The organism is Herbaspirillum sp. DW155 (assembly GCF_037076565.1).
Classification (GTDB): domain Bacteria; phylum Pseudomonadota; class Gammaproteobacteria; order Burkholderiales; family Burkholderiaceae_D; genus Herbaspirillum.
Map to the genome: position 1 here is coordinate 2,185,148 of NZ_AP029028.1, position 22,026 is coordinate 2,207,173.

Here is a 22,026-nt window from a genome sequence, read left to right on the forward strand (position 1 = left end):
GTCGGGTGAATCATTCCAGCCAGTCGAGCTGCTTGGACAGCGACTCGCCCAGGCGCTGCCAGCGCGTCTGGGTGGTGGCATCGATCTGGTTGGTGCGGGTTTCGACACGGCAGCCGCCACGGTCGAGATGGGCGTCTTCCTCGATCTTCCAGCCTTGCTGGGCCAGTTCTTCACCGAGGTGCTCGCGTACCAGCGCGGCATCTTCCGGGTGCAGCGCCAGGCTGGCCGGCAGTTGCAGTACGGGCAGGGCGTGGATGGCGGCGCTCACGGTGGGCAGGATGAGCTCGGGGCGCACGTTCAGGGCCGTCTTCAGCATGGCCTTGGCCAGGTCCAGCGCCAGGTCCAGCATTTCGGGCGCCATCTTTTCACTGCATTGCGAAACTTCGGTACTGAAGTTGACCGCGATCTGGCGGAAGTGCTGGATGACCTCGTTGATTTCCTGCTGGCCTTGCTGCAGTCCAGCCATGTAGCCTTCGGCACGGCCGGCCTGCAGGCCGTGTTCGCGGCCTTCGGCAAAGCCTTCCTGGCGGGCGGCTTCGCGGATGGCATCGAGTTGTTCGGCCGTGAGCTGGGGTACCGGCGGCGGTTCCTCGAGGAATTCCTCCTCTTCGGGCAGCGGTTCGGGCTCCGGCTCGGGCTCCTCATTGAATGACGCCAGCTCCCAGCGCTGGTAGGGCGTCATTTCTTCCTTGGGAATGATCTTTGCACGCATGGCTTATTTGACTCCTCAGGCCGGCATGCCGACGGCATCCTGCATGGACCGCTTCAGGCGCATCAGATGAACGCGTCCTCGCCCTTGGCGCCCAGCACGATCTGGCCTTCGTCGGCCAGGCGGCGCACGATCTGCAGGATGGCCTTCTGTTGCGCATCCACTTCGGACAGGCGCACCGGTCCCTTGGATTCCAGGTCTTCCTTCATCATCTCGGCCGCACGCTGCGACATGTTGGCGAAGATCTTGTCGCGCAGGCCTTGCGAGGCACCCTTGAGGGCCACGATCAGCGATTCGGACTGGACTTCGCGCAGCAGCAGCTGGATGCCGCGGCCGTCGATGTCGATGATGTTCTCGAAGACGAACATCTCGTCCATGATCTTCTGCGCCATGTCCTCGTCGTAGGAGCGCAGGTTGTTCATCACCGAGGTCTCGTTCTCGCCCGACATGAAGTTGAGGATCTCGGCCGCGGTGCGGATACCGCCCATCTGTTGCTTCTTGAGGCTTTCGTTGCCGGTCAGCAGCTTGGTCAACACATCATTGAGTTCGCGCAACGCGGCCGGCTGCACGCCGTCCAGGGTTGCAATACGAAGGATGACGTCGTTGCGCAAACGTTCCGTGAAATTGTTGATGATGCCGCAGGCATGGTCGCGCTCCAGGTGGACCAGGATGGTGGCGATGATCTGCGGGTGTTCGTTGCGGATGAGTTCGGCCACCGACTGCGCGTCCATCCACTTGAGGCTTTCGATGCCGGAGGCATCGCGTCCGCCCAGGATGCGGTTGAGCAGGGAAGTGGCCTTGTCGTCACCCAGCGCCTTGGTCAGGACGCTACGGATGTATTCGTCCGAATCCAGGCCCAGCGAAGACGCCTGGCCGGTTTCGGCGACGAAGGCTTCCAGCACTTCGTTGATTTCTTCGAAGCTGACGTTGCGCAGGGCCGACATGGCCGCGCCCAGCTTCTGGACCTCTTTGGGGCCCAGGTATTTCATGACTTCGGCGGCTTCATCCTCGCCCAGGGCGAGCATGAGGATGGCACCTTTCTGAACGCCGTCGTTACTCATTGTTCACCCATGACTTGATGATGCTTGCCACCAGTTTCGGATCATTCTTGGCCCACTGCTTGGCGGTTTCCAGATTGGCCTTGTACTGGGCGCGTTCGTCCACGGCCGGTTCGCCGGAGAGGTTGACGATGGCGTCCGGATCGTCCGGATCGAAGCCGGCAGCAACCGCAGCGGCAGCGGCGGCGGCTTCGGCCTCGGCCTTTTCCTTGGCTAGGCGTTCGCGTTCTTCGCGGCCCGACAGCTTCCAGACGATCGGGCGCAGGACGCGGAAGTAGAGGAACAGCAGGACTGCACCCACCAGGATGTACTTGCCGATTTCCTTGGCCAGCTCGATCATGCCCGGCTGCTTCCAGAGCGGCACTTCCGGTTCCATGTCGGTGCTGAACTGGGTATTGACCACGTTGAGCGAGTCGCCGCGATCCTTGTTGTAACCCATCGCTTCCTTGACCAGATCGGTGATCTGGTTGCGCTCGGCCTCGGTCAGCGGACGCATGACGATCTTGCCGGTGTTGTCCAGGGTGCGCTTGTAGTTCACCACCACGGCCACTGTCAGGCGGCGCACGCCGCCCATGGGTTGCTGGGTGTAGCGGACCGTCTTGTCGACCTCGTAGTTGATGGTCTCGTCCTTGCGCGAATTGCCGCTGGCCGCAGGGGTCGGGGCTGCGCCATTGGGCGTGGCCGCGCCGGCTGCGCCATTGGCGGCGGCCGGATTGACGATCTGGGCGGTGGCGGGGGCAGGGGGCTGGTTGGTCAATGCGCCGGGCACACCGGAGGTGCCGGAGCTGGCGCTGTTGGCCTCGCTGCTCTGCTTGCTGCGAACCGCTGCGGTATCTTTGGTCTGGTTGGGCTTGTAGGCTTCGGAGGCTTGTTCCGAACGCGAGAAATCGACGTCGGCGGTGGCTTCCGCACGTACGTTGCCGTTGCCGACGATGGGGGCGATGATGGATTCGACGCGCTTGACGATATCCTGCTGCATGTCCTGGACATACTTCAGCTGGGTGGGGTCAAGCGTGTTGGTCTGGGCTTGCTTGGTGGTATCGGAAAGCAGGTTGCCGTTCTGGTCGACAATGGTCACGGCCTTGGGCGAAAGCTCGGGCACGCTGCTGGCGACCAGGTGCACGATGGCGCTGACTTGCTGCTGGTCCAGGTAGCGGCCGGGATAAAGGCTCAGGATCACCGAGGCGGTCGGTTTTTGCTGGTCGCGCACGAACACCGATGCCTTGGGCAACGCCAGGTGTACGCGGGCGGTCTGTACCGAGGAGAGCGACTGTACCGAGCGCGCCAGTTCGCCTTCGAGGGCGCGCTGGAAGTTGACCTGTTCCAGGAACTGGGAAATGCCCAGCTTCTGGTTTTCCATCAGCTCGAAGCCGACGTTGCCGCCCTTGGGCAGGCCTTGGGCGGCCAGCTTCAGGCGCGCGTCATGCACCATGTTCTCGGGCACCAGGATGGCCGTGCCGCCCTCCGAATACTTGTAGGGCACGTTCATCTGCTGCAGCGAGGCCACGATGGCGCCGCCGTCGCGGTCATTGAAATTGGAGAACAGGACGCGATACTCGACCTTCTGGCTCCACAGCCAGATGCCGGCCATCAGCGCCAGGGTGGCGGCTGCGGCGATGATGAGCAGGACGCGCTTGCCCTGCGGCGAGCGGGCATAACCCAGCACGCCGCCCTGGGCGGACTGCCCCTGGGGCATGCCCTCGATATTGCCGAGTTCGCCCGGATTGTTGGTTTCGCCGGTCATCGTGCCGTCGGCTGCTACCGCCATGATTTCCCCTCTGGCGTTCCCTCGATTGCCAGCTTGTTAAAGACTTTGATCACTGCCTACCTTTGTGAGGTTTTTTGCTCAGTCTGGATTGTCCGTTGGCAGCGGGAATTTGATCGTCCGAACAGAATGGCAAATTCCCCGCTTATTGGTGCGTTTTGTCAATGCGGCAGTGTTAATGTGCTGCTGTAGATGGCGGAGGTGCGTATTACGCCCCTGCCGAGGCGGTAAAAATGAACTCAAGAGGTGGGAAATGGCGATCGACAGCGTGATTGATACCAGCAAGATCGAGGCAATGGTGGCCCAGTTGAAGGCCGCCGCGGCGCGCGCCCAGGGCGGCGTGGACCCGGTCCAGAACAGCGTGGCGGCAGAAAAGCCGGCCCCGCGGGTGGACTTTTCGGACGTGCTCAAGGGGGCGATCGATCAGGTCAATGATTCCCAGCAGAAAGCCGCCAAGATGTCGCAGGCTTTTGCGATGGGCGATGATAACGTGAATCTGTCGGATGTGATGATTGCTTCACAGAAGGCCAGCATCTCCTTCCAGACCAGCATCCAGGTGCGCAACAAGCTGGTCTCGGCCTACCGCGACATCATGACCATGCAGGTGTGATGCTTGCTGGTCCTGGTGGCCCGGGAGCGCGGGTCGCAGGATATGAAACAAAACACCCCAGCAACCGGGCGTCCGGTTGCTGGGGTGTTTTGTCTTTGGTGCGCCCTTGATCCGGGATGGCAGCTTATAGCATGCCCGAGGCCTTGGCGTTCTGTTCGCGCTCCAGCTTGGTGATGAAGCGCTGGATGGCGGCCAGGACGGTGCGCGGGATGTCGATGAATTGCAGGCCGAAGCGGTTGACCACCTTGCCATTGGTCATCTTGAATTCCTTGCAATCGCGCACCTGCAGCTTGACCGACACCAGGGTGTTGTCGCCCAGTTCCAGTTGGCAATCCTCATAGGTGGCGCCGATGGCGGTGGGGAGCAGTTTCTTTTCGTCGGTAATGCCGACACCGCCGGCGCTGATGTTGTTGAGCAGCGTGATCACCGTGATGAAGGAGCCGTCCGACTGGGTGATGCGGAAGGTGCAGCGCAGCGGCTTGGCGATCGGGGTCGGAATGCGGAAGTATTCGCGCCGCTGCAGGCGCACCAGGCTTTCCGGGATATTCACCTGCAGCGCCGGGCGGTTCTGGTACTCGACCTGGCGTGCGCCGTCCACCGCGAAGGTAATGCGGATGCTGTTGTAGAGGGCTTCGAAGTTGATGCGCTTGCTGCTCACGATGCTCTCGTTGAGCATGGCGCTGGGCGCGGCGTCGATGATGAGCGAGTCGTCATCGGCATCAACCTCCAGAATGGAAGTGATCACGGATTCGGATCCGCCCTTGATCAGCAGGCTCAGGAGCTGGTTCTTCTCCATCATGCTGGTCAGCAGGGCAATGATCTCCCGCCGTGAATGAACCCGGTATGGGCTGTCGTCGTCGATCTCGTCGTGGTTGGCCATCTGTGAGTGCGTCTGGTACGTCGTAATTCAGCGAGTGGAATCGCTTTCCCCTGGGAACTTATTTGAATAATTTGACCCTGTATCATACATCACTGCCCCGCTTAATTGCATATTTTCAATACGATATAACCAGGCAAGCAATTCGGCCACGGTGCGGTACAGCGCGGGGGGGATCTGCTGGTCCAGTTCGACCTGCATCAGTAACGAGACCAGTTCCTTGGATTCGTGGACGTAGACGCCGGCATCGCGCGCCCGCGCGATGATGGCTTCGGCCACCAGGCCACGGCCCTTGGCCACTACCTGGGGGGCTGCCTGGCTGGCGTTGTAGGCCAGGGCCACGGCATTTTGCAGCGGGATGTTAGGTTTCTCCATCGGCTTGCTTGACGATCAGTGAGTCGAGGGAGGTGCCGGCGGCGGCCATGGCATTGGCAAAGAGGCTACTGTTGCCGCGCAGGGCGGAGGCGGCAGCTTCGTTGTCCGCTTTCACCTGCACGTGGACCTGCTGACCAATCAGGCGGATCGAGGCCGACACGCTGCCCAGATGAGCAAAGTTGAAGCGCACCACGCTGTGCCAGGAGGGCGCGCCTTGCTCCTCGGTGGTGCCGTTGGAGGGGGAATCCTGGCCATGTTCCTGGTTGATTTCCCATTCCATCTTCTGGCCCGGCCACACTTCGCCATGCCAGACCACGCGTTGCTGTTCCAGCGCATTGAGCTGCAGGTTGATGATCTGTCCCAGCTGGTTCTGCGCCGGATCGCTGTCGCTGAGCAGGTTGATTTCGCCGCCGTTCCGGGCGGCCACCTGGGCTTGCGGCTCCTTCATCAGCTCTTCGGTGGGACGCTGGCCGGCGGCCCAGGCGGCGACGTGGGACTCATAGAAGACGCCGCTGTGGCTGATCCCGTCCTTGAGCGCCGCCGCCATTTGATCCACGGGTACGCCCGCTTTGGGTAGCAGCGGGGCAGGGGCGCTGATGTGGTCGGCGACGTCGCCTTGTTGCGAAGCATGCAGCAAGGTATCGATCAGGCGAGCGGCATTGCTGAGCGTGGTAGTGGTGCTGGCGGGCGCCCCCGACTGGCCCTGGCCTGCGCCTTTGGCCTGGGTGTTGACGGCGACGTCCTCGTGCTGGGCGATCTGGCCGGTACCGCTTTCATCGCGTGTGACGAACTGCAGTGACTTCAGGTCCTTTTGCATGGCGCGTCCGGCCGTGCTCAGGGCGACCGAGGCGCTTTCTTCATCGGGACGGATGCTGTTTTCGTGGACCGAGAAGGTCGGGCGCGGGTCTTTGGAGACCAGGGTCAAGGTCAGCGTATCGCCGACCTTGGCGCTGTTGGGCAGCACCATGCGCGCGGCCGTGTTGGCGATGCGCACAAGAAAGGTGCCGTCATTGAAGTTGGAGAGGATGCGGCCCGCCATTTGCTGGCCCACCGCAATCTGGGCCAGGCGGCTGAAGGCTTCCTGCCGCGCATCGGCAACCGAAACGACGGCAGTGGCCGCTTCGACGGGATTGACGGGCTGGACGGCGCTGGCGATATCGGCCCGCGGCAACATGGTCAACTACCCATGCCGTAGGTATTGAGCAGCTTCTGTTCGGTCTGGTTGCTTTGGATCAGCGCTGACAGCTTGCGCAAGCCGGGTTCGGTGAGGTTGCGGATGTCGCGGTCGTCTTCCAGGATCTTCTTGATGATGTCGACCTTGCGGTGACGCAGCGGCTCTGGGAGGGTGACGCTTTCCTCGCTGTAGCGCAGGCTGGCAATGTGTTTGCCGCATTGGGCTTCCAGCGCCGCCAGCAAATCCCAGTCGCCCGCGCGGGCGGCCGAAAGCATCTCATCGGTCAGTTGCGAGATGGACTCGTAAATGGCGATGATCTCGTCACCGTTCATGTCAGTCAAGCCTTTGCAAAGCTGGTGTGGGAGGGGTCCTGCAACATGGCCATCTGCGGCGCCGCCTGTGCGGTATTCGGGCCGATCTGTTCCCAGGCCGAACGGATGTCATCCAGCAGTCCGTGGATCTCGTCCAGGATGGCCGGATTGTTGGTGGCGTTGGCCTCGAACAGGCGGCGACTCATGTACTCATAGAGCGAATCCAGATTGAGCGCCAGTTCGCCGCCGACTTCCTTGTTCAGGCTGGCACGCAGGCCATTGTCGATGATCAGGATGGCCTTGGTGATGGATTCGCCCTTGTCCTTGATGTTGCCCTCGCCCATGGACTTCTTGCCCAAGGCAATCGCCACCAGTGCGCCGTCGAAGAGCATGGTAATGAGCTTGTGCGGGCTGGCGGCGATCACGCCGGTTTCCACCCCGATGTTGGCGTAGGCATTGGCCCCGCGTTTCATGCTTCCGAACATGACGTTCTCCTATGTTCGCGGTAACGCTTCAACTGCTCTTGGCCAGGCTGGCCAGTTGCTGCGTCAGGTAACTTTGCGTCGACTGCATGCTGGCTAGGGTCGTGTTGAGCCGGTTGAACTGATTGGTGTAGTCATCCTGCAGATTGGACAAACGCTTCTGCACGGTGGTCTGGCGATCCTGGTTGATCTTCAGACTGGCCTGCAGGCCGTTGGTCTTGGAGGCGATGATGCCGCTATCGCTCAGCAGACTCGTCATCAGGGTCTGCAACTTGGTGACGATACCATTTTTGGAGGATGTAGTGTTGGTCGTATCCGGATCGGTGCCAGTGAAGAGATTGGCAATGCCCGCGAAATTGTTGGTGGTGGCCGTGGTCAGTTTGGCAGCGTCCAGCGCCAGGGTGCCATCCTTCTGGAAGCTGATGCCGATGTCGGACAGGCTGCTGATGCCGTTGCCGCCATCCACGCTGGCAAAGAGGGTGTTGCGCAGCTGGTTCATGATGGTCTGCACCGAGGACTCGCTGGCCAGCGGGGCCGAGGTGTTGGCCTGGCCCAGGGTGGTCGAGGGCGTCTGCGCAGTCATGCCCGCTACCGCCTTGGCCAGGGTGTTGTAGGCCGTCACGAAACTGTTGGCGGCGGTGCTGATGCCTGAAGTGTCGTTGCTGATGTTCAGCGTGAAATTGTCGGACGAATTGGTGACCTTGGACAGGTTCAGCGTGACGCCGGAAATGACGTTCTCGACCTTGTTGCTGGTGCTGGTCACGGCTACGCCGTCGATGGACAGCTTGGCATCCTGGGCCTTGAGCAATTGGCCCATGCCACTCATGGTCAGGCCGGAATAGTCGCCCGTGCCCGTGAGGGAGACCGCAGCCGTCGCGCTGCTGCCGGTGGGAGTCAATACCAGGTGGTTGTTGGTGCCATCGTTGCTGATGGAAGCGGTCACGCCGGCGCTGGCGCTGTTGATGGCGCTCATGACCTGGTTCAGGTCGATATTGCCGCTGCCATTGGCGGTCGGGTTGATGGCCACCGTAGTGTCGCCGACCTTCAGGCTCAGCGTGCCGGAGCTGTAGGTCTGGCTGGTCCCGACGTTGGACGAGATGACCGTGCCGCTGGTGTCGGCGTTGAACACCGAAAAATTGCCGGTGCCGGTGATCTTGATGGTATTGGCCGCGCCGCTGTCCTTGGCCGTGATGACCAGGTGGTCGTTGGTTCCGTCGCTGACGATGGAGGCGTTCACGCCTGCATCGCTGCTGTTGATGGCGTCCCGCACGCCGGCCAGCGTGTTGGAGGCGGGCTGGATGATGGCGGTGGAGCCGGTGCCGGTCTTGATGGCCAGGATGCCGTTGTCGAAGGTGGTGCCCGGCGCGATGGCGGCCGAGCTCAGTTTTTCCGTCTGCGCCAGTTGCGACACGGCGACCGAGTAGGTGCCCGAGGCCGCCTTGGTGGCGTCACGCGGGGCCTGGATTTGAGTCATCGTACTCGGCGTCGAGCTGGAGGGATCGTACGCGAATGCGGACAGGCTGTTGTTGGCACTCACCTTGATGGTGTTGGCGGTGCCGCCGGTGTTCGACTCCAGCACCAGGTGGTCGCCGTTGCTGTCGGTGGTGATGGAAGCGGTGACGCCGGCCTTGGAGGCGTTGATCGCATCGCGCACGCCGGCCAGCGTGGAATTTGCCTGCAAGGTGATGAAGGTGGGCGAATTGGTGCCGATCTTGATGGCGATCGAATCGCCGGCATTGTAGGTGGTGCCGCTGCTGACCCCGGCCGACTGAATCTTCTGCGCCAGGATCTTGGTCGAGTCATCGGTGTTGACGTCGGCCGTGAAGGGATCGGTCGTCAGGTTGCTGCCGGTGCCGGCGTTGCTCACGGAACTCTTCTGGGAGCTGAAACTTGCTGCAGTCATCGCCTTGAGCGCCGACTGATAGGTCGACAGCGCGCCTTTGAGGCTGCCGTAGGCGGAGATGAGAGTGTTGTAGCTGCTGGCCTGGGTGGTCAGCGGTGTGAGCTGGGACTGGCTTTCAGCCGAAATCAGCTTGCTGACGAGGGTGGCCACATCGAGTGGGCCTGCCGATGTGGAAATGGTGCCGGTGGAAGTCGCCACGGTTCAACTCCTGAATCTTTGCGTGAGGCACAGCGCTGTGCAATGGTCCAGCGCGGTCAAGAGGAGATGGGCTCTCAAGTACGGCGTCGGGGCAGAGGAGGGACGCTGTGCGGGATAACTGCGGGAATCCGTTATGAACTGGGGTAGCCGAATCCGTCATGCGCAATGAGCGAGCACTGACGCATGCGGGTTTCGAGCCACTGCAGTTCGTACCAGACTCGAGGGAAAACTCAAGCCTTTTCCTTGATCAGCAAGCCTTGCATCTTGTCGATCGATTTGGCGATGGCGATCGCTTCTTCACTGGGAATCTGACGAATCACGGTATCGGTAGCCGTATCGACCACTTTGATGATGGTCTTGCCGGTATCCTGGTCTTTGGAAAAATTCAGTGCGGCAGCATTGGCGGCTGCAAAATCGTTCAGCTTGCCTACGGCGTCGTTGACTTCGCTTTCGGTTGCGCGGCGAGCTTCCGGGGTGGCCGCCGGTGCGACCGTCGATACCACGGGATCGGGCTTGTCGGCCGCCTTCGGTGCTGCATATGCAGTACCGGAGTCGCCAGCAGCGGTGATATTAAGTGGGGCAATCGACATGGTACTACTCCCTTCCTTAAAGGAACGTGCGGAGAATAAGGACTATCCCCCGCACGTCATCCTACCTAGCTATCTGGCTTATTTCAACAGCGAGAGGACTTGCTGCGGCGCCGAGTTGGCCTGCGACAGCATCGCCGTACCAGCTTGTTGCAGGATCTGCGCACGGGTCAGGTTCGCGGTTTCCTGCGCGTAGTCGGTATCCATGATACGGCTGCGCGATGCGGTGATGTTCTCGCTCGACACTTGCAAGTTGCTGATGACGGCGCTGAAGCGGTTCTGCACGGCACCGAACTCGGCACGCTTGGAGGAGATCAGGCTGATGGCCTTGTCCAGGTTCTGGATCGCCTTCTGAGCGTCGCTCTGTGCGGACGGAGCAGCAACTGCCTGATCCAGCGACAGCTTGGCGCTGTCAACAGCTTGTTGCAGGGCCACAGCCGAGGAAGCCAGGGCAGTGGCCGACAGGGACGAGCCGGTGGCGAACAGGTTGTCCAGGGCAGCCTTGGCCGAGGTGTAGGTCGCTTGCGCGGTGCTCACGCCGGAAGTGTTGCCCAGACCGATCAGGCCGCTGGCGCTGGTGCCGATCACGTTGGCGATGGTGGCGTTGTTCGACAGGTCATCCAGGGTGATGGTGATCTGGTCGTTCAGCTTGTTGTCTTGCACGTTGGCGCCGACCTGGAAGGACAGGGTCAGGGAGGCCGACACGTTGGCCGAGCTGGAGCCCACGCCAGCGGATGCGCCTTGGCCCACGCCGGTGAACAGGTTTTGGCCGTTGAAGCTGGTGCCGTTCAGAACGCGGAACACTTCCTGCGACAGCTGGGTGTATTCGTCGTTGAGGGTCTTGCGGTCTTGTGCGCTGTTGGTGCCGTTGGCAGCCTGCACAGCCAGTTCACGCATACGTTGCAGGTTATCGCCGACGGTCGACAGAGCGCCTTCAGCGGTTTGCGCCATCGAGATACCGTCGTTGGCGTTACGTTGAGCAACTGCCAGACCCTTGATCTGGGAGTTCATGCGGTCGGCGATGGCCAGGCCGGCGGCGTCGTCCTTGGCGCTGTTGACACGCAGACCGGAAGACAGACGTTGGATCGAGGTATTGAGCGACGACTGCGAGGAATTCAGGTTCCGCTGCGTATTGAGCGACGGAATGTTGGTATTGATGACTGATGCCATGTTAATTCTCCTAAGATTTGAGACCGATGATCCGAGTTTCAGTGCCTAACGTTGGTCTTCTACCCATGAGCCCCAGGCGTTTCAACCTCTGTTGATTGCTTTATCGGGCAGTCTTGGAAAAAGTTTAGGGCTTGCGCAAAAAAATCTTTTTCAAGGCTTTCCGAACTAAAACTGCGTGCTTTGAAACTCCAAGCAACTCCTTTTTCGACGGCAATTCGAAAAACTTTAGGAAAATCCCTGTTGCGGTAAAGAAAAAGCTGCCGAAAAGCAAAAACCGCCCGGGCAGGGCGGTTTTCGTACCTCGCAGCGCGGCTGGACAGCTCAGCCTTGTGCTTTTTTCTGTTGCATGACGGTCAATTCTTCGCCCACTTTCTTCAGGACCGAGTTCCAGTCACTGACGGCGGGTTGCCGGAACAGGCGCATGCTGGGGTACCAGGGCGAGTCCTCACGGTCGTTCAGCCAGCGCCAGTCGGGCACGTGCGGCAGCAGAACCCAGGTCGGATGGCTCATGGCACCGGCCAGGTGGGCCACTGAGGTGTCCACGCTGATGACCAGATCGAGGTTGCTGATGGCCGCGGCCGTATCGGCAAAGTCCTGGCAGTCGTCGCCAAGGTTGAAGACGGGCAAGCCGGCAGGCAGCGCCTTGAGTGCCTCCAGTGGTTTGCCTTTCTGCAGGGAATAGAATTCCATGTTGGGCAGGTCAAACAGCTGCCTGAAGGTGTCCAGCGGGATGGAGCGGTGGCGGTCATTACCGTGCTCGGGATTGCCGCCCCAGATGATGCCCACCCGCAAGTTGCGTTCGGATCTGGACAAGGCATTGATTTTTTCACGCCAAGTGGCCGCCAGGATGGCATCGGCCGCCAGATAGCCTTCGGGGTAGCGTGGAATATCGTCCACCGTATGCGTGCGCATGGCGTACGGCAGGCTCATGAGCACGTAAGCGCAGTCGCAGGGTGGCAGGGGGTCGCTTTCCCGCACCAGCGTGACTTGCGGTGTGAAGGATTGGAACAGGCGGTACAAAGGATTCTTCACATGCACCGCCACGCGCGCGCCTTGGTCCACCACCAGGCGCACGTAGCGCAGGAACTGGATGCTGTCGCCGAAGCCTTGTTCATGCATCAGCAGGATGGACTTGCCTGCCAGTGACGACTTGCCATCCCATTTGGGGATGAGTTCGAACAACTTGTGGATCAGGCGGTAGACGTGCGCGCGCTCCTTGGTCACCAGGCGGCTCTCATGGCATTCCCAGCCTTCCTCGAATTGTCCCTTGAGCAACAGTGTAAGCGCCAGGTTGTGCTTGGCGGTCGGATAATTGGGGCGTATTGCCAGGGCCTTGCGGAAGTTCTTGATGGCTTCTTCGTCGTCGCCGTGGTCGTGCAGGATGGCCCCGATGTTGTTGTAGGTCAGTGCGTGCTTCGGGTCCAGTGTCAGCGCCTGGTTGAACATGCGCATGGCATCGTCGAAGCGGTCGCCGGTGCTGAAATAGCTGGAACCCAGCTTCACATAGCCGTTCGGGTCTTTGGGGGCGATCTCGATGACGCGCAGCAGGTGCTCGTGGGCTTCCTCGATGCGGTTCAATTTCAGATAGGTGTCGGCGATCTTGTTGTGCGCATAGGTATCCTGCGGATCAAGCAGGATGGCGGTTTTATGGGACTCCACCGCTTCCTTGTACATTTCCATGGCGTGCAGCGCCTCGCCCAGGGCGGTATGCGAGGGGGCGAAATTGATCTGCAATTCCAGTGACTTGAGGATGGTGGCGACCGCCTCGTTGAGGCGGTTCGCCTCGATCAGCGCGCGTCCCAGGTGGGAGAGCGGGCCGGGCGCATTCGGTTCGCGCTTGACGGCATCCTCGAAATAGGCCACCGAGGCTTCCGGATCGGCTTTTTCGTGCAAGGCGTTGGCCAGGCCGATGCGCGCTGCCCGATTCTCCTTGTCGATCGAGATGGCGCGCTCATAGAGGGCGATCGCTTCATCTATCCGGTCCTGGTTCAGGATCGTGCCGGCCAGGTTGCTCAGGTATTCGGCATTGTCGGGGTCGGCGTCGACGGCTTTGCGCAGATAGATTTCCGCTTCGGCGAACTGACCCTCCTGCATGGCCACCAGCCCGCGCGCGTGGTTGGCAAAGACCAGCTTGGGTGCCCGCGCCAGCACGGCCATGCAGAGGTTCTTGGCTTCTTCGGTCTTGCGGCTGTCCAGCAGATCGAGGGATTTGCGGACATCCAGCAGATCCTGCAGGTTGGACTTGGCGGCGGCCGGGGCCGGAATGTGTTTGCCGTGCTTGTTGCTGCTCTTGCGCGTCGACATCGAAAGGGGTCCTCTTGGTTGGGCGCATCGGTGGCGCCGGGCATAGCTATCCAGCAAGGATGATATGCGCAACACGTCACCTGCGAAGAGGTGAATAGAAAGCAAAAAACCTCCGTTTTAGGCGGAGGTTCATGTGCAAAAGGCAGCCTGACGCAGCTGGTGCGGAGGGTGGACCCCAGACCGGGGCTCAGTTCCAGCTGCGTAACAATCCGACTGCCAGTCCCTCCAGGGCGAACTGGTCTTCTTCCGGCTTGACGATGATGGGGTCGAATTCCGGGTTTTCGGGGAAGAGGGTGATGACGCTGCCAGTCTTCTGGTAGCGCTTGACTGTGACCTCATCGGCCAGGCGCGCCACCACGATCTGGCCATTGCGCGCCTGGTCGGCGCGGCGCACCGCCAGCAGGTCGCCATCCAGGATGCCGGCGTCGCGCATGGACATGCCGCGCACCTTGAGCAGGTAGTCGGGCTTGGCCGGGAACATGGCCGGGTCGACCTGATAGGTCTTCTCCACGTGTTCCTGGGCCAGGATGGGCGAACCGGCGGCCACCCGGCCGATCAGCGGCAGGCTCAGCTGCATCAGGGCGGGATGCGGCAGGGCCATCTGCCGTGCCGAATTGATGCTCGCCCCGGCACCGGACTCGCGCAGGCGGATGCCGCGCGAGGTGCCTGGGGAAATTTCGATGGCGCCCTTGCGTGCCAGCGCCTGCAGATGCTCTTCGGCGGCGTTGGCGGAGCGAAAGCCCAGTTCGGCCGCGATTTCTGCGCGCGTGGGAGGGAAGCCGGTGTTCTCGATGGCGTTCTTGATCAGGTTCAGGATCTGTTCCTGGCGCGCGGTCAGTTTGAGCATGGGGTTGGCCTTTCTCGCAGGGAAGGCTGTCTGGATGAACAGTCTGTATTTTTATACAGGTGCATTCCTTGTGTCAACGGCAACATGCATATTCCGGCATGTAAAAGGCAAGCTTTCTTCTTTATATATATGAAGAGACAGATGAAGTTCCTGCCGGTTTGCCGGCAATTTGCCGCGCATGAGCGACCTGCTGTGGTCTTTGAGCCGCGCCGGGGCTCGCCGTGATTGCTGTCAAGCCTGAAACCTAGTATGATCTTGGGTTTTCCTCTTCCCACACCCGTCTTGACGCCGGGGTGGGCGTCTTCAATAAGTCCATAAGGAGTCTACATGCGTCATTATGAAATCGTATTTATCGTCCACCCGGACCAAAGCGAGCAAGTGCCGGCGATGATCGAGCGTTACAAGGGCATCGTCACCACCCGCGGCGGCAAGGTCCACCGTGTCGAAGATTGGGGCCGTCGCCAACTGGCTTACCAGATCCAGAAGCTGGCCAAGGCTCACTACGTCTGCCTGAACATCGAAGTCGACAGCGAAACGCTGGCTGAAATCGAAACCGGCTTCAAGTTCAACGACGCCGTCCTGCGCCACCTGACCGTCAAGATGAAGAAGGCCGAAACCGGTCCTTCCCCCATCCTGAAGGCAGTGCAGAAGGAAGACGCGGCCAAGAGCCGTACCGAAGCGCCGGCAGCCTGAGCGCTGCGGCACCATAGCGGAGAGTGAACCAGCTTCAAGTCATCGCCAGCCTGGCAGAACGTGACGTTTTACGTTACACGCCGGCCGGTATCCCGATTGTCACTGCCAGGTTGCAGCATCAGTCGGAGCAGATGGAAGCTGGCATGCAGCGCCAGGTCGAATTCGAGATCGCGGCGCTGGCAGCAGGGGAAATCTCCGGTGCCCTCAACAGGGCGGCACTGGGTGAAGTCTTCCGGTTCACCGGCTTTTTGGCCCGCAGGAATCGCAACAGCAAGAGCGTCGTGTTTCATATCGTTGATTTTGGCCCGGTCGCGCCGGATTGAAGGCGCAAGGTAGCCAAACAGACCTTACCCAATTTTTAGATACAGGAGCCAACCATGGCATTCGGTAAAAAGTTCGATAAAAGCAAGCTGAAAAACAAGCGTCAACAGCAAAACCCGCTGTTCAAGCGCAAGAAATTCTGCCGTTTCACCGCCGCTGGCGTTGAACAGGTCGATTACAAGGACGTGGACACCCTGAAGGACTTCGTCCAGGAAAACGGCAAGATCATGCCGGCACGCCTGACCGGTACCAAGGCCCACTACCAGCGTCAAGTTGACACCGCCATCAAGCGCGCGCGTTACCTGGCCCTGCTGCCGTACACCGATCTGCACAACGCGTAATCAGCGTCGAGAAATAGGAGAAAAACATGCAAGTCATTCTGTTGGAAAAAATCGTGAATCTCGGCGGTCTGGGTGATGTCGTGCGCGTCAAGGACGGTTTCGCACGCAACTTCCTGATCCCGCAACGCAAGGCCCGCCGTGCTACCGATGCAGCCATCGCTGAATTCGAAGCCAAGCGCGCCGAGTTGGAAAAGGCCGCTGCCGAGAAGCTGGCTGCTGCACAAGCCCAAGGCGAAAAGCTGGCTGGCACCACCGTGGAAGTGTCGCAGAAGGCCGGCGTTGACGGCCGTCTGTTCGGTTCCGTCACCAACTTCGACATCGCTGAAGCCCTGGGCAAGAAGGGCTTCGCCGTGGAAAAGGCGCAAGTGCGTCTGCCCAACGGCCCGCTGAAGATCGTTGGCGAACACCCGGTGTCGGTGGCTCTGCACACCGACGTGGTGGTCGACGTCACCATCGCAGTCAAGGGCGAGCAAGCGTAATACACCTGTTTGCTGCAATTCGTTTTGCAATAGAAAAGCCGGGTTCGCCTGGCTTTTTTATTGCCTGTTGCTTATTTTTTGTTTCTTCGTTTTCTGGTTTTTAGCTTCGCTTCTCACCAGACGAGGTGAAGAAAAATACTTGGCCTGTCGCATCTGTTCGGCTCTGCAGGGCGGTTGTGCAAAAACGTCCAGGCGGCCCAACGGCTTTACATCAGCAGGTTATAATGCGCGCCATGAAAGAATCGTCACGCGGCAATCCAGAATTTTTCCGCGGCCAGAAAGAGTCTTCCGATCCGCAGATCGATGCGCTCCGCGTGCCGCCCCACTCCATCGAGGCCGAGCAATCGGTGCTGGGTGGTCTGCTGCTGGATAACGCGGCCTGGGACCGTATCGCCGATTTCGTCAGTGCCGACGACTTCTACCGCTACGACCACCGCATCATCTTCGAGCACATCGTCAAGCTCATCAACAGCACCAAGCCGGCTGACGTCATCACCGTCTATGAGGCCATGTCCACCAGCGGCAAGGCCGAAGAGGTGGGCGGACTGGTCTACCTGAACGCGCTTGCCCAGAACACGCCCTCGGCCGCCAACATCCGCCGCTACGCCGAGATCGTGCGTGATCGCGGCATCCTGCGCAAGCTGATCACGGTGGCCGACGAGATTTCCGGCAATGCCTTCAATCCGCAGGGCAAGGATGTGAAGTCCATGCTGGACGAGGCCGAATCCAAGATCTTCGCCATCGCCGAAGAGGGCTCGCGCGGCTCGCAGGGTTTCATGGAAATCCAGCCGCTGCTGACCCAGGTGGTGGAACGTATCGATGAACTGTACAACCGCGACAATACCAGCGACATCACGGGCGTGCCGACCGGCTTCATCGACCTCGACAAGATGACCTCCGGTCTGCAGCCGGGCGACCTGATCATCGTGGCCGGCCGTCCTTCGATGGGTAAGACCGCCTTCTCGATCAACATCGGCGAGCATGTGGCCATCGAATCGGGCTTGCCAGTGGCCGTGTTCTCCATGGAAATGGGCGGCGCCCAGCTGGCCATGCGTATGCTGGGCTCGGTCGGACGCCTGGACCAGCACCGCCTGCGTACGGGCCGCCTGCTGGACGAAGACTGGCCGCGCCTGACGCACGCCATCCAGAAGATGAACGATGCCCAGTTCTACATCGACGAAACCCCGGCGCTGTCGCCCATAGAATTGCGCGCCCGTTCACGTCGCCTGGCCCGCCAGTGCGGCAAACTGGGCCTGATCATCATCGACTACCTGCAGCTGATGTCGGGTAACGGCGGCAGCTCTTCCGAGAACCGCGCCTCCGAAATCTCGGAAATCTCGCGTAGCCTGAAGGGGCTGGCCAAGGAACTCAATTGCCCGGTGATTGCGCTGTCGCAGCTGAACCGCTCGCTGGAACAACGTCCCAACAAGCGTCCCGTGATGTCCGACTTGCGCGAATCGGGCGCCATCGAGCAGGATGCTGACGTTATTTTGTTCATTTACCGTGATGAAGTTTACAATCCCGACTCGCCCGACAAGGGGACGGCGGAAATCATCATCGGCAAGCAGCGTAATGGCCCCATCGGCAGCATTCGCCTGTCCTTCCTGGGGATGTATACCAAGTACGACAACTATATCGGCAATCTGGCGCAGCCTTACGGCGGCGATTGATGGCCATTGGCAGCGTGCCAGGCTGGCAGGTTGCTGCACAAGGATCGCGGGCGGCGGGGGTCGCCCGTGTCACGCAAGGCGGACGGCTCTCAAGGCTGTCCGTGCAGGGCCGGCAGGGCGGTTCACGGCTTCCATTGAGGCTGGCCGCATGCCGGTTCGAAACGGCGCTCCGACCGGGCGCTAACCATTGATGAGAGAGAAAAATGTTTGGACGATTGATGCCGACCGAAGGCAAATTCTTTGACCTTTTCAATCAGCATGCAGAGCTGGCGGTCAAGTGCGCAAAAGAAATGGTGGCGCTGATGACCAATTTCGATGACCTTGAAATTCGCGTGCACGCCATTGAAGCTGTCGAGAAGGAAGCCGACAAGGTGACGCACAATGCCATCGAATTGCTGCACAAGACCTTCATCACCCCGCTGGACCGCGACGACATCCACCAGCTGATCACCCGCATGGATGACATCCTGGACCTGCTCGAAGACGCCGCCCAGACCATCTCGCTCTACGACATCAAGTCCATCACGCCCGAAGCCAAGCGCCTGGCCGAGCTGTGCCTGTCCTGCGCCGAGAAGGTGCAAGGCGCCGTGGGCCTGCTGTCGAACATGGACAATTCCCGTCAGATCCTGTCGATCTGCCAGGAAATCGACCGCCTCGAATCCGATGCCGATCACGTCATGCGCGCGGCCATGTCCAAGCTGTTCCGCGATGAGCCGGACGTGCGCACCCTCATCAAGCTCAAAGCCATCTACGAAATCCTGGAAACCGTGACTGACCGCTGCGAAGACGTGGCCAACATCATCGAAGGCATCATCGTCGAAAACGCCTGATCGGTCGGCATCGCGGCGATTCCCTCGATTTCCGACGGGGACGCCGCTGGCTTCACACAACGGTTTCCCCATGCAAACAATCCAAATCAGCTTACATATCCTTGCGTTGTTGATCGTCCTGGCGCTGCTGTTCGACTTCATGAACGGCTTCCATGACGCCGCCAACGCGATTGCCACCGTGGTCTCCACGGGCGTGCTGCGCCCGCAGACCGCCGTGGCCATGGCGGCCTTCTTCAACCTGGCCGCCGTGTTCGTGTTCCACCAGCTGCACGTGGCGGCCTCGGTGGGCAAGGGCACCATCGACCCGGCCATCGTGGACCAGTACGTCATCTTCGGCGCGCTCATCGGCGCCATCTTCTGGAACCTGGTGACCTGGTACTACGGCATCCCGTCTTCCTCCTCGCACGCCCTGATCGGCGGCCTGGTGGGCTCGGCCGTGGCCAAGGCCGGGACCGGCGCGCTGATCTCGGCGGGCCTGTTGAAGACGATACTCTTCATCGTGCTGTCTCCCTTGCTGGGTCTGGTGTTCGGCTCGCTGATGATGCTCGCGGTATCGTGGATCTTCTATCGCTCCACGCCACGCAAGATCGATGGCTGGTTCCGGCGTCTGCAGTTGCTGTCGGCTTCCATGTACAGCCTGGGTCACGGTGGCAATGACGCGCAGAAGACCATCGGCATCATCTGGATGCTGCTGATCGCTTCCGGCTATTCCTCGCCGGAAACGCCGCCGATGTGGGTCATCATCTGCTGCTACTGCGCCATCAGCCTGGGCACGCTCTTTGGCGGCTGGCGCATCGTCAAGACCATGGGCCAGAAGATCACCAAGCTGAAGCCGGTCGGCGGCTTCTGCGCCGAAACCGGTGGCGCCATCACTCTGTTCCTCGCGACCGCCCTGGGCATCCCGGTCTCGACCACCCATACCATCACCGGTGCCATCGTCGGCGTGGGCGCAGCGCAGAAGATGTCGGCGGTGCGCTGGGGCGTGGCCAGCAACATCGTCTGGGCCTGGATCTTCACCATTCCGGCGTCGGCCTTCGTGGCGGCGATCGCGTGGTGGATCGGCGTGCACGTGCTGTAAGCCATCCTGCCTGGACGCTGCACCTGTAGCGGCCGCCCAAAAGCAAAAAGCCACGTTTTCACGTGGCTTTTTGCATTGATGCCGAATAAAGTGCTTACAACACGTCGCTGGCGTGATCGGCCAGGCGCGAGCGTTCGCCGCGGGCCAGGGTGACATGCCCGCTGTGCGCCCAGCCCTTGAAGCGGTCGACCACATAGGTCAGGCCGCTGGAGCCTTCGGTCAGGTAGGGCGTGTCGATCTGGGCGATGTTGCCCAGGCAGACGATCTTGGTGCCGGGACCGGCGCGCGTGACCAGGGTCTTCATCTGCTTGGGCGTCAGGTTCTGGGCCTCGTCGATGATCAAGAACTTGTTCACGAAAGTACGGCCGCGCATGAAGTTGAGCGACTTGATCTTGATGCGCGAGCGGATCAGGTCCTGGGTCGCGGCGCGACCCCATTCACCGGCATCGCCATCGGACTTGTTGAGCACCTCGAGGTTGTCGTCGAAGGCGCCCATCCAGGGGCCCATCTTCTCTTCTTCCGTACCCGGCAGGAAACCGATGTCTTCACCGACCGGCACCGTCACGCGGGTGACGATGATTTCGTTGTAGAGCTTGGTTTCCAGCACCTGTGCCAGGCCCGAGGCCAGCGCCAGCAGGGTCTTGCCGGTACCGGCCTGGCCCAGCAGGGTGACGAAATCACACTCCGGGTTCATCAGCAGGTTCAGCGCGAAATTCTGCTCGCGGTTGCGTGCGGTGATGCCCCAGACGCTGTTCTTGGCATGGCCGAAGTCGCGCAGGGTCTGCAGCACGGCGGTCTTGCCGTTGATCTGCGTGACCTGGCCGTAGAAGGCCGGCTCGCCATTCTTGGGCTCGATGAAGACGAACTGATTGACCAGGAGCAAAGGCACATAGGGGCCGGTGACACGGTAGTAGGTATAGCTGCTGCCGTGACGGCTTTCCTGCCAGGACTCCATGCCCTTGCCGTGCTTGTTCCAGAAGTCATCCGGCAGTTGCTGGATGCCCGAGTACAGCAGATCGGTATCTTCCAGCACGTGGTCGTTGAAGTAATCTTCAGCGGGCAGGCCGATGGCACGCGCCTTCAGGCGCATGTTGATGTCCTTGGACACCAGCACCACCGGGCGTTCCGGATACTGCTGGTCCAGGGCTCGCACCACGCCCAGGATCTGGTTGTCGGCCTTGCCCTCGGGCAGGCCTTCGGGCAGGGCGGCGTTCTGCAGTTTGGTCTGGAAGTACAGGCGACCCTTGGCATCCTTGTTGCCCAGCTTGGACAGGGGAATGCCCAGGTCGATCGAGTCCTCGGCCACGTCGGACACCAGCGCATCCAGCGAACGCGAGATCTGGCGCGCATTGCGGGCCACTTCGGACATGCCCTTCTTGTGGTTGTCCAGCTCTTCCAGCGTGACCATCGGCAGGTAGATGTCGTGCTCCTCGAAGCGGAACAGCGAGGTCGGATCGTGCATCAGCACGTTGGTATCGAGCACGAACAGCTTGGACTTGCCCAGCTTGTCAGCCACGCGGCTGGTGGGCGACTTGGGACGGACTTCGGCGCTCTTGGAAGCGGCTTTGGGTTTCTCGGCCACGGCGGCGGTCTTGCCGGTGATGCGCGCGCGCGGCGCGGTGACCTTGGTGTCGGAGACGTCGGCAACGGCAACTGCAACTTCTTGTGGTGCAACTACGGGAGCGGAGGTTTCAACGAGAGTGATGTTCGGTTTGACGGGCTTGTTGCGATCGGCCTTGGGATAGTCCTCGGGAGACAGCATCGAAGCTGGTTTGCTCGGCATTTTGGGCAGGGGCATCAGGACCTCGGAAGTGGATGAAGAAAACACCGCTTTGTCAGAGCGAACAGGTGAAGCAATACATCAGACAGCAAAGGGAGGGATCTTGCTGCGGGGCCGGGCATGCCAATGAAATCCTTGCCGCTGCCATGCAACGTACCGGACGATCCCGGACGGGGTGCAGACAGGGAGGAGGCGAGGGCTTGATTGGCCGGGACGGCGGGGAAAACCACTGCGCCAGCAGCGGGGTTGGCAAAGTAAAAAGTAAAAAAGCCGTTTCGGCAGGCCTCCGGCCTTAACCTGAAACGGCTCCCAGCAAACGTTTTTCTGTTTGAATTCAATGGCTTGTATCGTTTGACCGCATGTTTGGAACGCGTCGCAAGCACTTGCCAGGTGTCTGCGCCGCGGCCTGAATCAATGCCTGCTGTCGGGGCTCGCGCAGCAGCCGGGTAGGCCATTGCGCTGCA

Annotated in this window: 22 protein-coding genes; 8 read left to right on the forward strand and 14 right to left on the reverse strand. The window is 60.8% G+C overall.

Annotated elements, in window-relative coordinates:
• Nucleotides 1-10: 10 nt before the first annotated feature.
• The 3 genes from fliH to fliF form a co-directional block, all read right to left on the reverse strand.
• The gene (fliH, locus tag AACH55_RS10090) at nt 11-712 is read right to left on the reverse strand and encodes a flagellar assembly protein FliH (protein WP_338719288.1); all 702 of its coding nucleotides are present in this window, start codon (nt 710-712) and stop codon (nt 11-13) included.
• A gap of 62 nt (nt 713-774) precedes the next feature.
• Nucleotides 775-1,770, reverse strand: a complete 996-nt coding sequence (fliG, locus tag AACH55_RS10095; protein WP_006462657.1) for a flagellar motor switch protein FliG — start codon at nt 1,768-1,770, stop codon at nt 775-777.
• Nucleotides 1,763-3,535 carry a flagellar basal-body MS-ring/collar protein FliF gene (gene fliF / locus AACH55_RS10100; protein WP_338719289.1) on the reverse strand — a complete coding sequence of 591 codons (1,773 nt, stop codon included), beginning with the start codon at nt 3,533-3,535 and terminating at the stop codon, nt 1,763-1,765. The genes fliG and fliF overlap by 8 nt, the downstream gene beginning before the upstream one ends.
• 250 nt (nt 3,536-3,785) lie before the next feature.
• Between fliF and fliE the strand changes: the two genes are divergently transcribed.
• Nucleotides 3,786-4,142: a flagellar hook-basal body complex protein FliE gene (gene fliE / locus AACH55_RS10105; protein ID WP_338719290.1), complete on the forward strand. Its 357-nt coding sequence runs from the start codon at nt 3,786-3,788 to the stop codon at nt 4,140-4,142.
• A gap of 124 nt (nt 4,143-4,266) precedes the next feature.
• Here fliE and AACH55_RS10110 read toward each other — a convergent pair whose 3' ends face one another.
• The 10 genes from AACH55_RS10110 to lexA all read right to left on the reverse strand — a co-directional run bounded on the left by AACH55_RS10110 (nt 4,267) and on the right by lexA (nt 14,370).
• Complete coding sequence (locus tag AACH55_RS10110) at nt 4,267-5,022, reverse strand: flagellar brake protein (protein WP_338719292.1); 756 nt, start codon at nt 5,020-5,022, stop codon at nt 4,267-4,269.
• Between the two features lie 27 nt (nt 5,023-5,049).
• Nucleotides 5,050-5,394, reverse strand: coding sequence for an EscU/YscU/HrcU family type III secretion system export apparatus switch protein (locus tag AACH55_RS10115; RefSeq protein WP_338719294.1), 345 nt, complete (start codon nt 5,392-5,394; stop codon nt 5,050-5,052).
• Nucleotides 5,381-6,568 carry a flagellar hook-length control protein FliK gene (locus AACH55_RS10120; protein WP_338720253.1) on the reverse strand — a complete coding sequence of 396 codons (1,188 nt, stop codon included), beginning with the start codon at nt 6,566-6,568 and terminating at the stop codon, nt 5,381-5,383. The genes AACH55_RS10115 and AACH55_RS10120 overlap by 14 nt, the downstream gene beginning before the upstream one ends.
• Nucleotides 6,569-6,570: 2 nt before the next feature.
• Nucleotides 6,571-6,900, reverse strand: a complete 330-nt coding sequence (locus AACH55_RS10125) for a flagellar protein FliT (protein ID WP_338720255.1) — start codon at nt 6,898-6,900, stop codon at nt 6,571-6,573.
• Between the two features lie 5 nt (nt 6,901-6,905).
• Entirely contained in the window at nt 6,906-7,364 is a 459-nt protein-coding gene (gene fliS, locus AACH55_RS10130) for a flagellar export chaperone FliS (protein ID WP_338719296.1), read from the reverse strand.
• Nucleotides 7,365-7,392: 28 nt separating this feature from the next.
• Complete coding sequence (fliD, locus tag AACH55_RS10135; protein WP_338719298.1) at nt 7,393-9,462, reverse strand: flagellar filament capping protein FliD; 2,070 nt, start codon at nt 9,460-9,462, stop codon at nt 7,393-7,395.
• Between the two features lie 230 nt (nt 9,463-9,692).
• A complete protein-coding gene (locus tag AACH55_RS10140) occupies nt 9,693-10,052 on the reverse strand; it encodes a flagellar protein FlaG (RefSeq protein ID WP_338719299.1) in 360 nt (119 codons plus the stop codon).
• A gap of 78 nt (nt 10,053-10,130) precedes the next feature.
• On the reverse strand, nt 10,131-11,219 hold the full coding sequence (locus AACH55_RS10145) for a flagellin (RefSeq protein ID WP_338719300.1): 1,089 nt from the start codon (nt 11,217-11,219) through the stop codon (nt 10,131-10,133).
• A 321-nt stretch (nt 11,220-11,540) separates the two neighbouring features.
• Nucleotides 11,541-13,523, reverse strand: coding sequence for a tetratricopeptide repeat protein (locus AACH55_RS10150; protein WP_338719301.1), 1,983 nt, complete (start codon nt 13,521-13,523; stop codon nt 11,541-11,543).
• Between the two features lie 187 nt (nt 13,524-13,710).
• Nucleotides 13,711-14,370 (reverse strand): transcriptional repressor LexA, encoded by a 660-nt coding sequence (lexA, locus tag AACH55_RS10155; RefSeq protein ID WP_338719302.1) that lies wholly within the window; start codon nt 14,368-14,370, stop codon nt 13,711-13,713.
• Between the two features lie 327 nt (nt 14,371-14,697).
• On the opposite strand from lexA, the gene rpsF reads away from it, so the two are divergent.
• The 7 genes from rpsF to AACH55_RS10190 all read left to right on the forward strand — a co-directional run bounded on the left by rpsF (nt 14,698) and on the right by AACH55_RS10190 (nt 19,782).
• Nucleotides 14,698-15,063, forward strand: coding sequence for a 30S ribosomal protein S6 (gene rpsF, locus AACH55_RS10160; protein ID WP_006462645.1), 366 nt, complete (start codon nt 14,698-14,700; stop codon nt 15,061-15,063).
• A gap of 23 nt (nt 15,064-15,086) precedes the next feature.
• Nucleotides 15,087-15,386 carry a primosomal replication protein N gene (priB, locus tag AACH55_RS10165; RefSeq protein ID WP_088753773.1) on the forward strand — a complete coding sequence of 100 codons (300 nt, stop codon included), beginning with the start codon at nt 15,087-15,089 and terminating at the stop codon, nt 15,384-15,386.
• Nucleotides 15,387-15,440: 54 nt separating this feature from the next.
• Nucleotides 15,441-15,725: a 30S ribosomal protein S18 gene (gene rpsR, locus AACH55_RS10170; RefSeq protein WP_006462643.1), complete on the forward strand. Its 285-nt coding sequence runs from the start codon at nt 15,441-15,443 to the stop codon at nt 15,723-15,725.
• Between the two features lie 26 nt (nt 15,726-15,751).
• Entirely contained in the window at nt 15,752-16,204 is a 453-nt protein-coding gene (gene rplI / locus AACH55_RS10175) for a 50S ribosomal protein L9 (protein ID WP_338719306.1), read from the forward strand.
• A 233-nt stretch (nt 16,205-16,437) separates the two neighbouring features.
• A complete protein-coding gene (locus AACH55_RS10180) occupies nt 16,438-17,874 on the forward strand; it encodes a replicative DNA helicase (RefSeq protein WP_338719307.1) in 1,437 nt (478 codons plus the stop codon).
• A gap of 203 nt (nt 17,875-18,077) precedes the next feature.
• Entirely contained in the window at nt 18,078-18,704 is a 627-nt protein-coding gene (locus AACH55_RS10185; RefSeq protein WP_338719308.1) for a DUF47 domain-containing protein, read from the forward strand.
• A gap of 70 nt (nt 18,705-18,774) precedes the next feature.
• Nucleotides 18,775-19,782: an inorganic phosphate transporter gene (locus AACH55_RS10190; RefSeq protein ID WP_338719309.1), complete on the forward strand. Its 1,008-nt coding sequence runs from the start codon at nt 18,775-18,777 to the stop codon at nt 19,780-19,782.
• A gap of 94 nt (nt 19,783-19,876) precedes the next feature.
• Here AACH55_RS10190 and AACH55_RS10195 read toward each other — a convergent pair whose 3' ends face one another.
• Nucleotides 19,877-21,580 carry a PhoH family protein gene (locus AACH55_RS10195; protein WP_338719310.1) on the reverse strand — a complete coding sequence of 568 codons (1,704 nt, stop codon included), beginning with the start codon at nt 21,578-21,580 and terminating at the stop codon, nt 19,877-19,879.
• Nucleotides 21,581-22,026: the final 446 nt, after the last annotated feature.

Coding starts and splice junctions, on each gene's coding strand:
- AACH55_RS10140 (WP_338719299.1), bottom strand. CDS start 10,052: ATGTCGATTGCCCCACTTAATATCACCGCTGCTGGCGACTCCGGTACT.
- AACH55_RS10115 (WP_338719294.1), bottom strand. CDS start 5,394: ATGGAGAAACCTAACATCCCGCTGCAAAATGCCGTGGCCCTGGCCTAC.
- AACH55_RS10145 (WP_338719300.1), bottom strand. CDS start 11,219: ATGGCATCAGTCATCAATACCAACATTCCGTCGCTCAATACGCAGCGG.
- fliG (WP_006462657.1), bottom strand. CDS start 1,770: ATGAGTAACGACGGCGTTCAGAAAGGTGCCATCCTCATGCTCGCCCTG.
- fliE (WP_338719290.1), top strand. CDS start 3,786: ATGGCGATCGACAGCGTGATTGATACCAGCAAGATCGAGGCAATGGTG.
- AACH55_RS10180 (WP_338719307.1), top strand. CDS start 16,438: ATGAAAGAATCGTCACGCGGCAATCCAGAATTTTTCCGCGGCCAGAAA.
- AACH55_RS10120 (WP_338720253.1), bottom strand. CDS start 6,568: ATGTTGCCGCGGGCCGATATCGCCAGCGCCGTCCAGCCCGTCAATCCC.
- AACH55_RS10110 (WP_338719292.1), bottom strand. CDS start 5,022: ATGGCCAACCACGACGAGATCGACGACGACAGCCCATACCGGGTTCAT.
- AACH55_RS10125 (WP_338720255.1), bottom strand. CDS start 6,900: ATGAACGGTGACGAGATCATCGCCATTTACGAGTCCATCTCGCAACTG.
- fliH (WP_338719288.1), bottom strand. CDS start 712: ATGCGTGCAAAGATCATTCCCAAGGAAGAAATGACGCCCTACCAGCGC.
- AACH55_RS10190 (WP_338719309.1), top strand. CDS start 18,775: ATGCAAACAATCCAAATCAGCTTACATATCCTTGCGTTGTTGATCGTC.
- AACH55_RS10150 (WP_338719301.1), bottom strand. CDS start 13,523: ATGTCGACGCGCAAGAGCAGCAACAAGCACGGCAAACACATTCCGGCC.
- rpsF (WP_006462645.1), top strand. CDS start 14,698: ATGCGTCATTATGAAATCGTATTTATCGTCCACCCGGACCAAAGCGAG.
- fliS (WP_338719296.1), bottom strand. CDS start 7,364: ATGTTCGGAAGCATGAAACGCGGGGCCAATGCCTACGCCAACATCGGG.
- AACH55_RS10195 (WP_338719310.1), bottom strand. CDS start 21,580: ATGCCCCTGCCCAAAATGCCGAGCAAACCAGCTTCGATGCTGTCTCCC.
- fliF (WP_338719289.1), bottom strand. CDS start 3,535: ATGGCGGTAGCAGCCGACGGCACGATGACCGGCGAAACCAACAATCCG.
- lexA (WP_338719302.1), bottom strand. CDS start 14,370: ATGCTCAAACTGACCGCGCGCCAGGAACAGATCCTGAACCTGATCAAG.
- rpsR (WP_006462643.1), top strand. CDS start 15,441: ATGGCATTCGGTAAAAAGTTCGATAAAAGCAAGCTGAAAAACAAGCGT.
- rplI (WP_338719306.1), top strand. CDS start 15,752: ATGCAAGTCATTCTGTTGGAAAAAATCGTGAATCTCGGCGGTCTGGGT.
- AACH55_RS10185 (WP_338719308.1), top strand. CDS start 18,078: ATGTTTGGACGATTGATGCCGACCGAAGGCAAATTCTTTGACCTTTTC.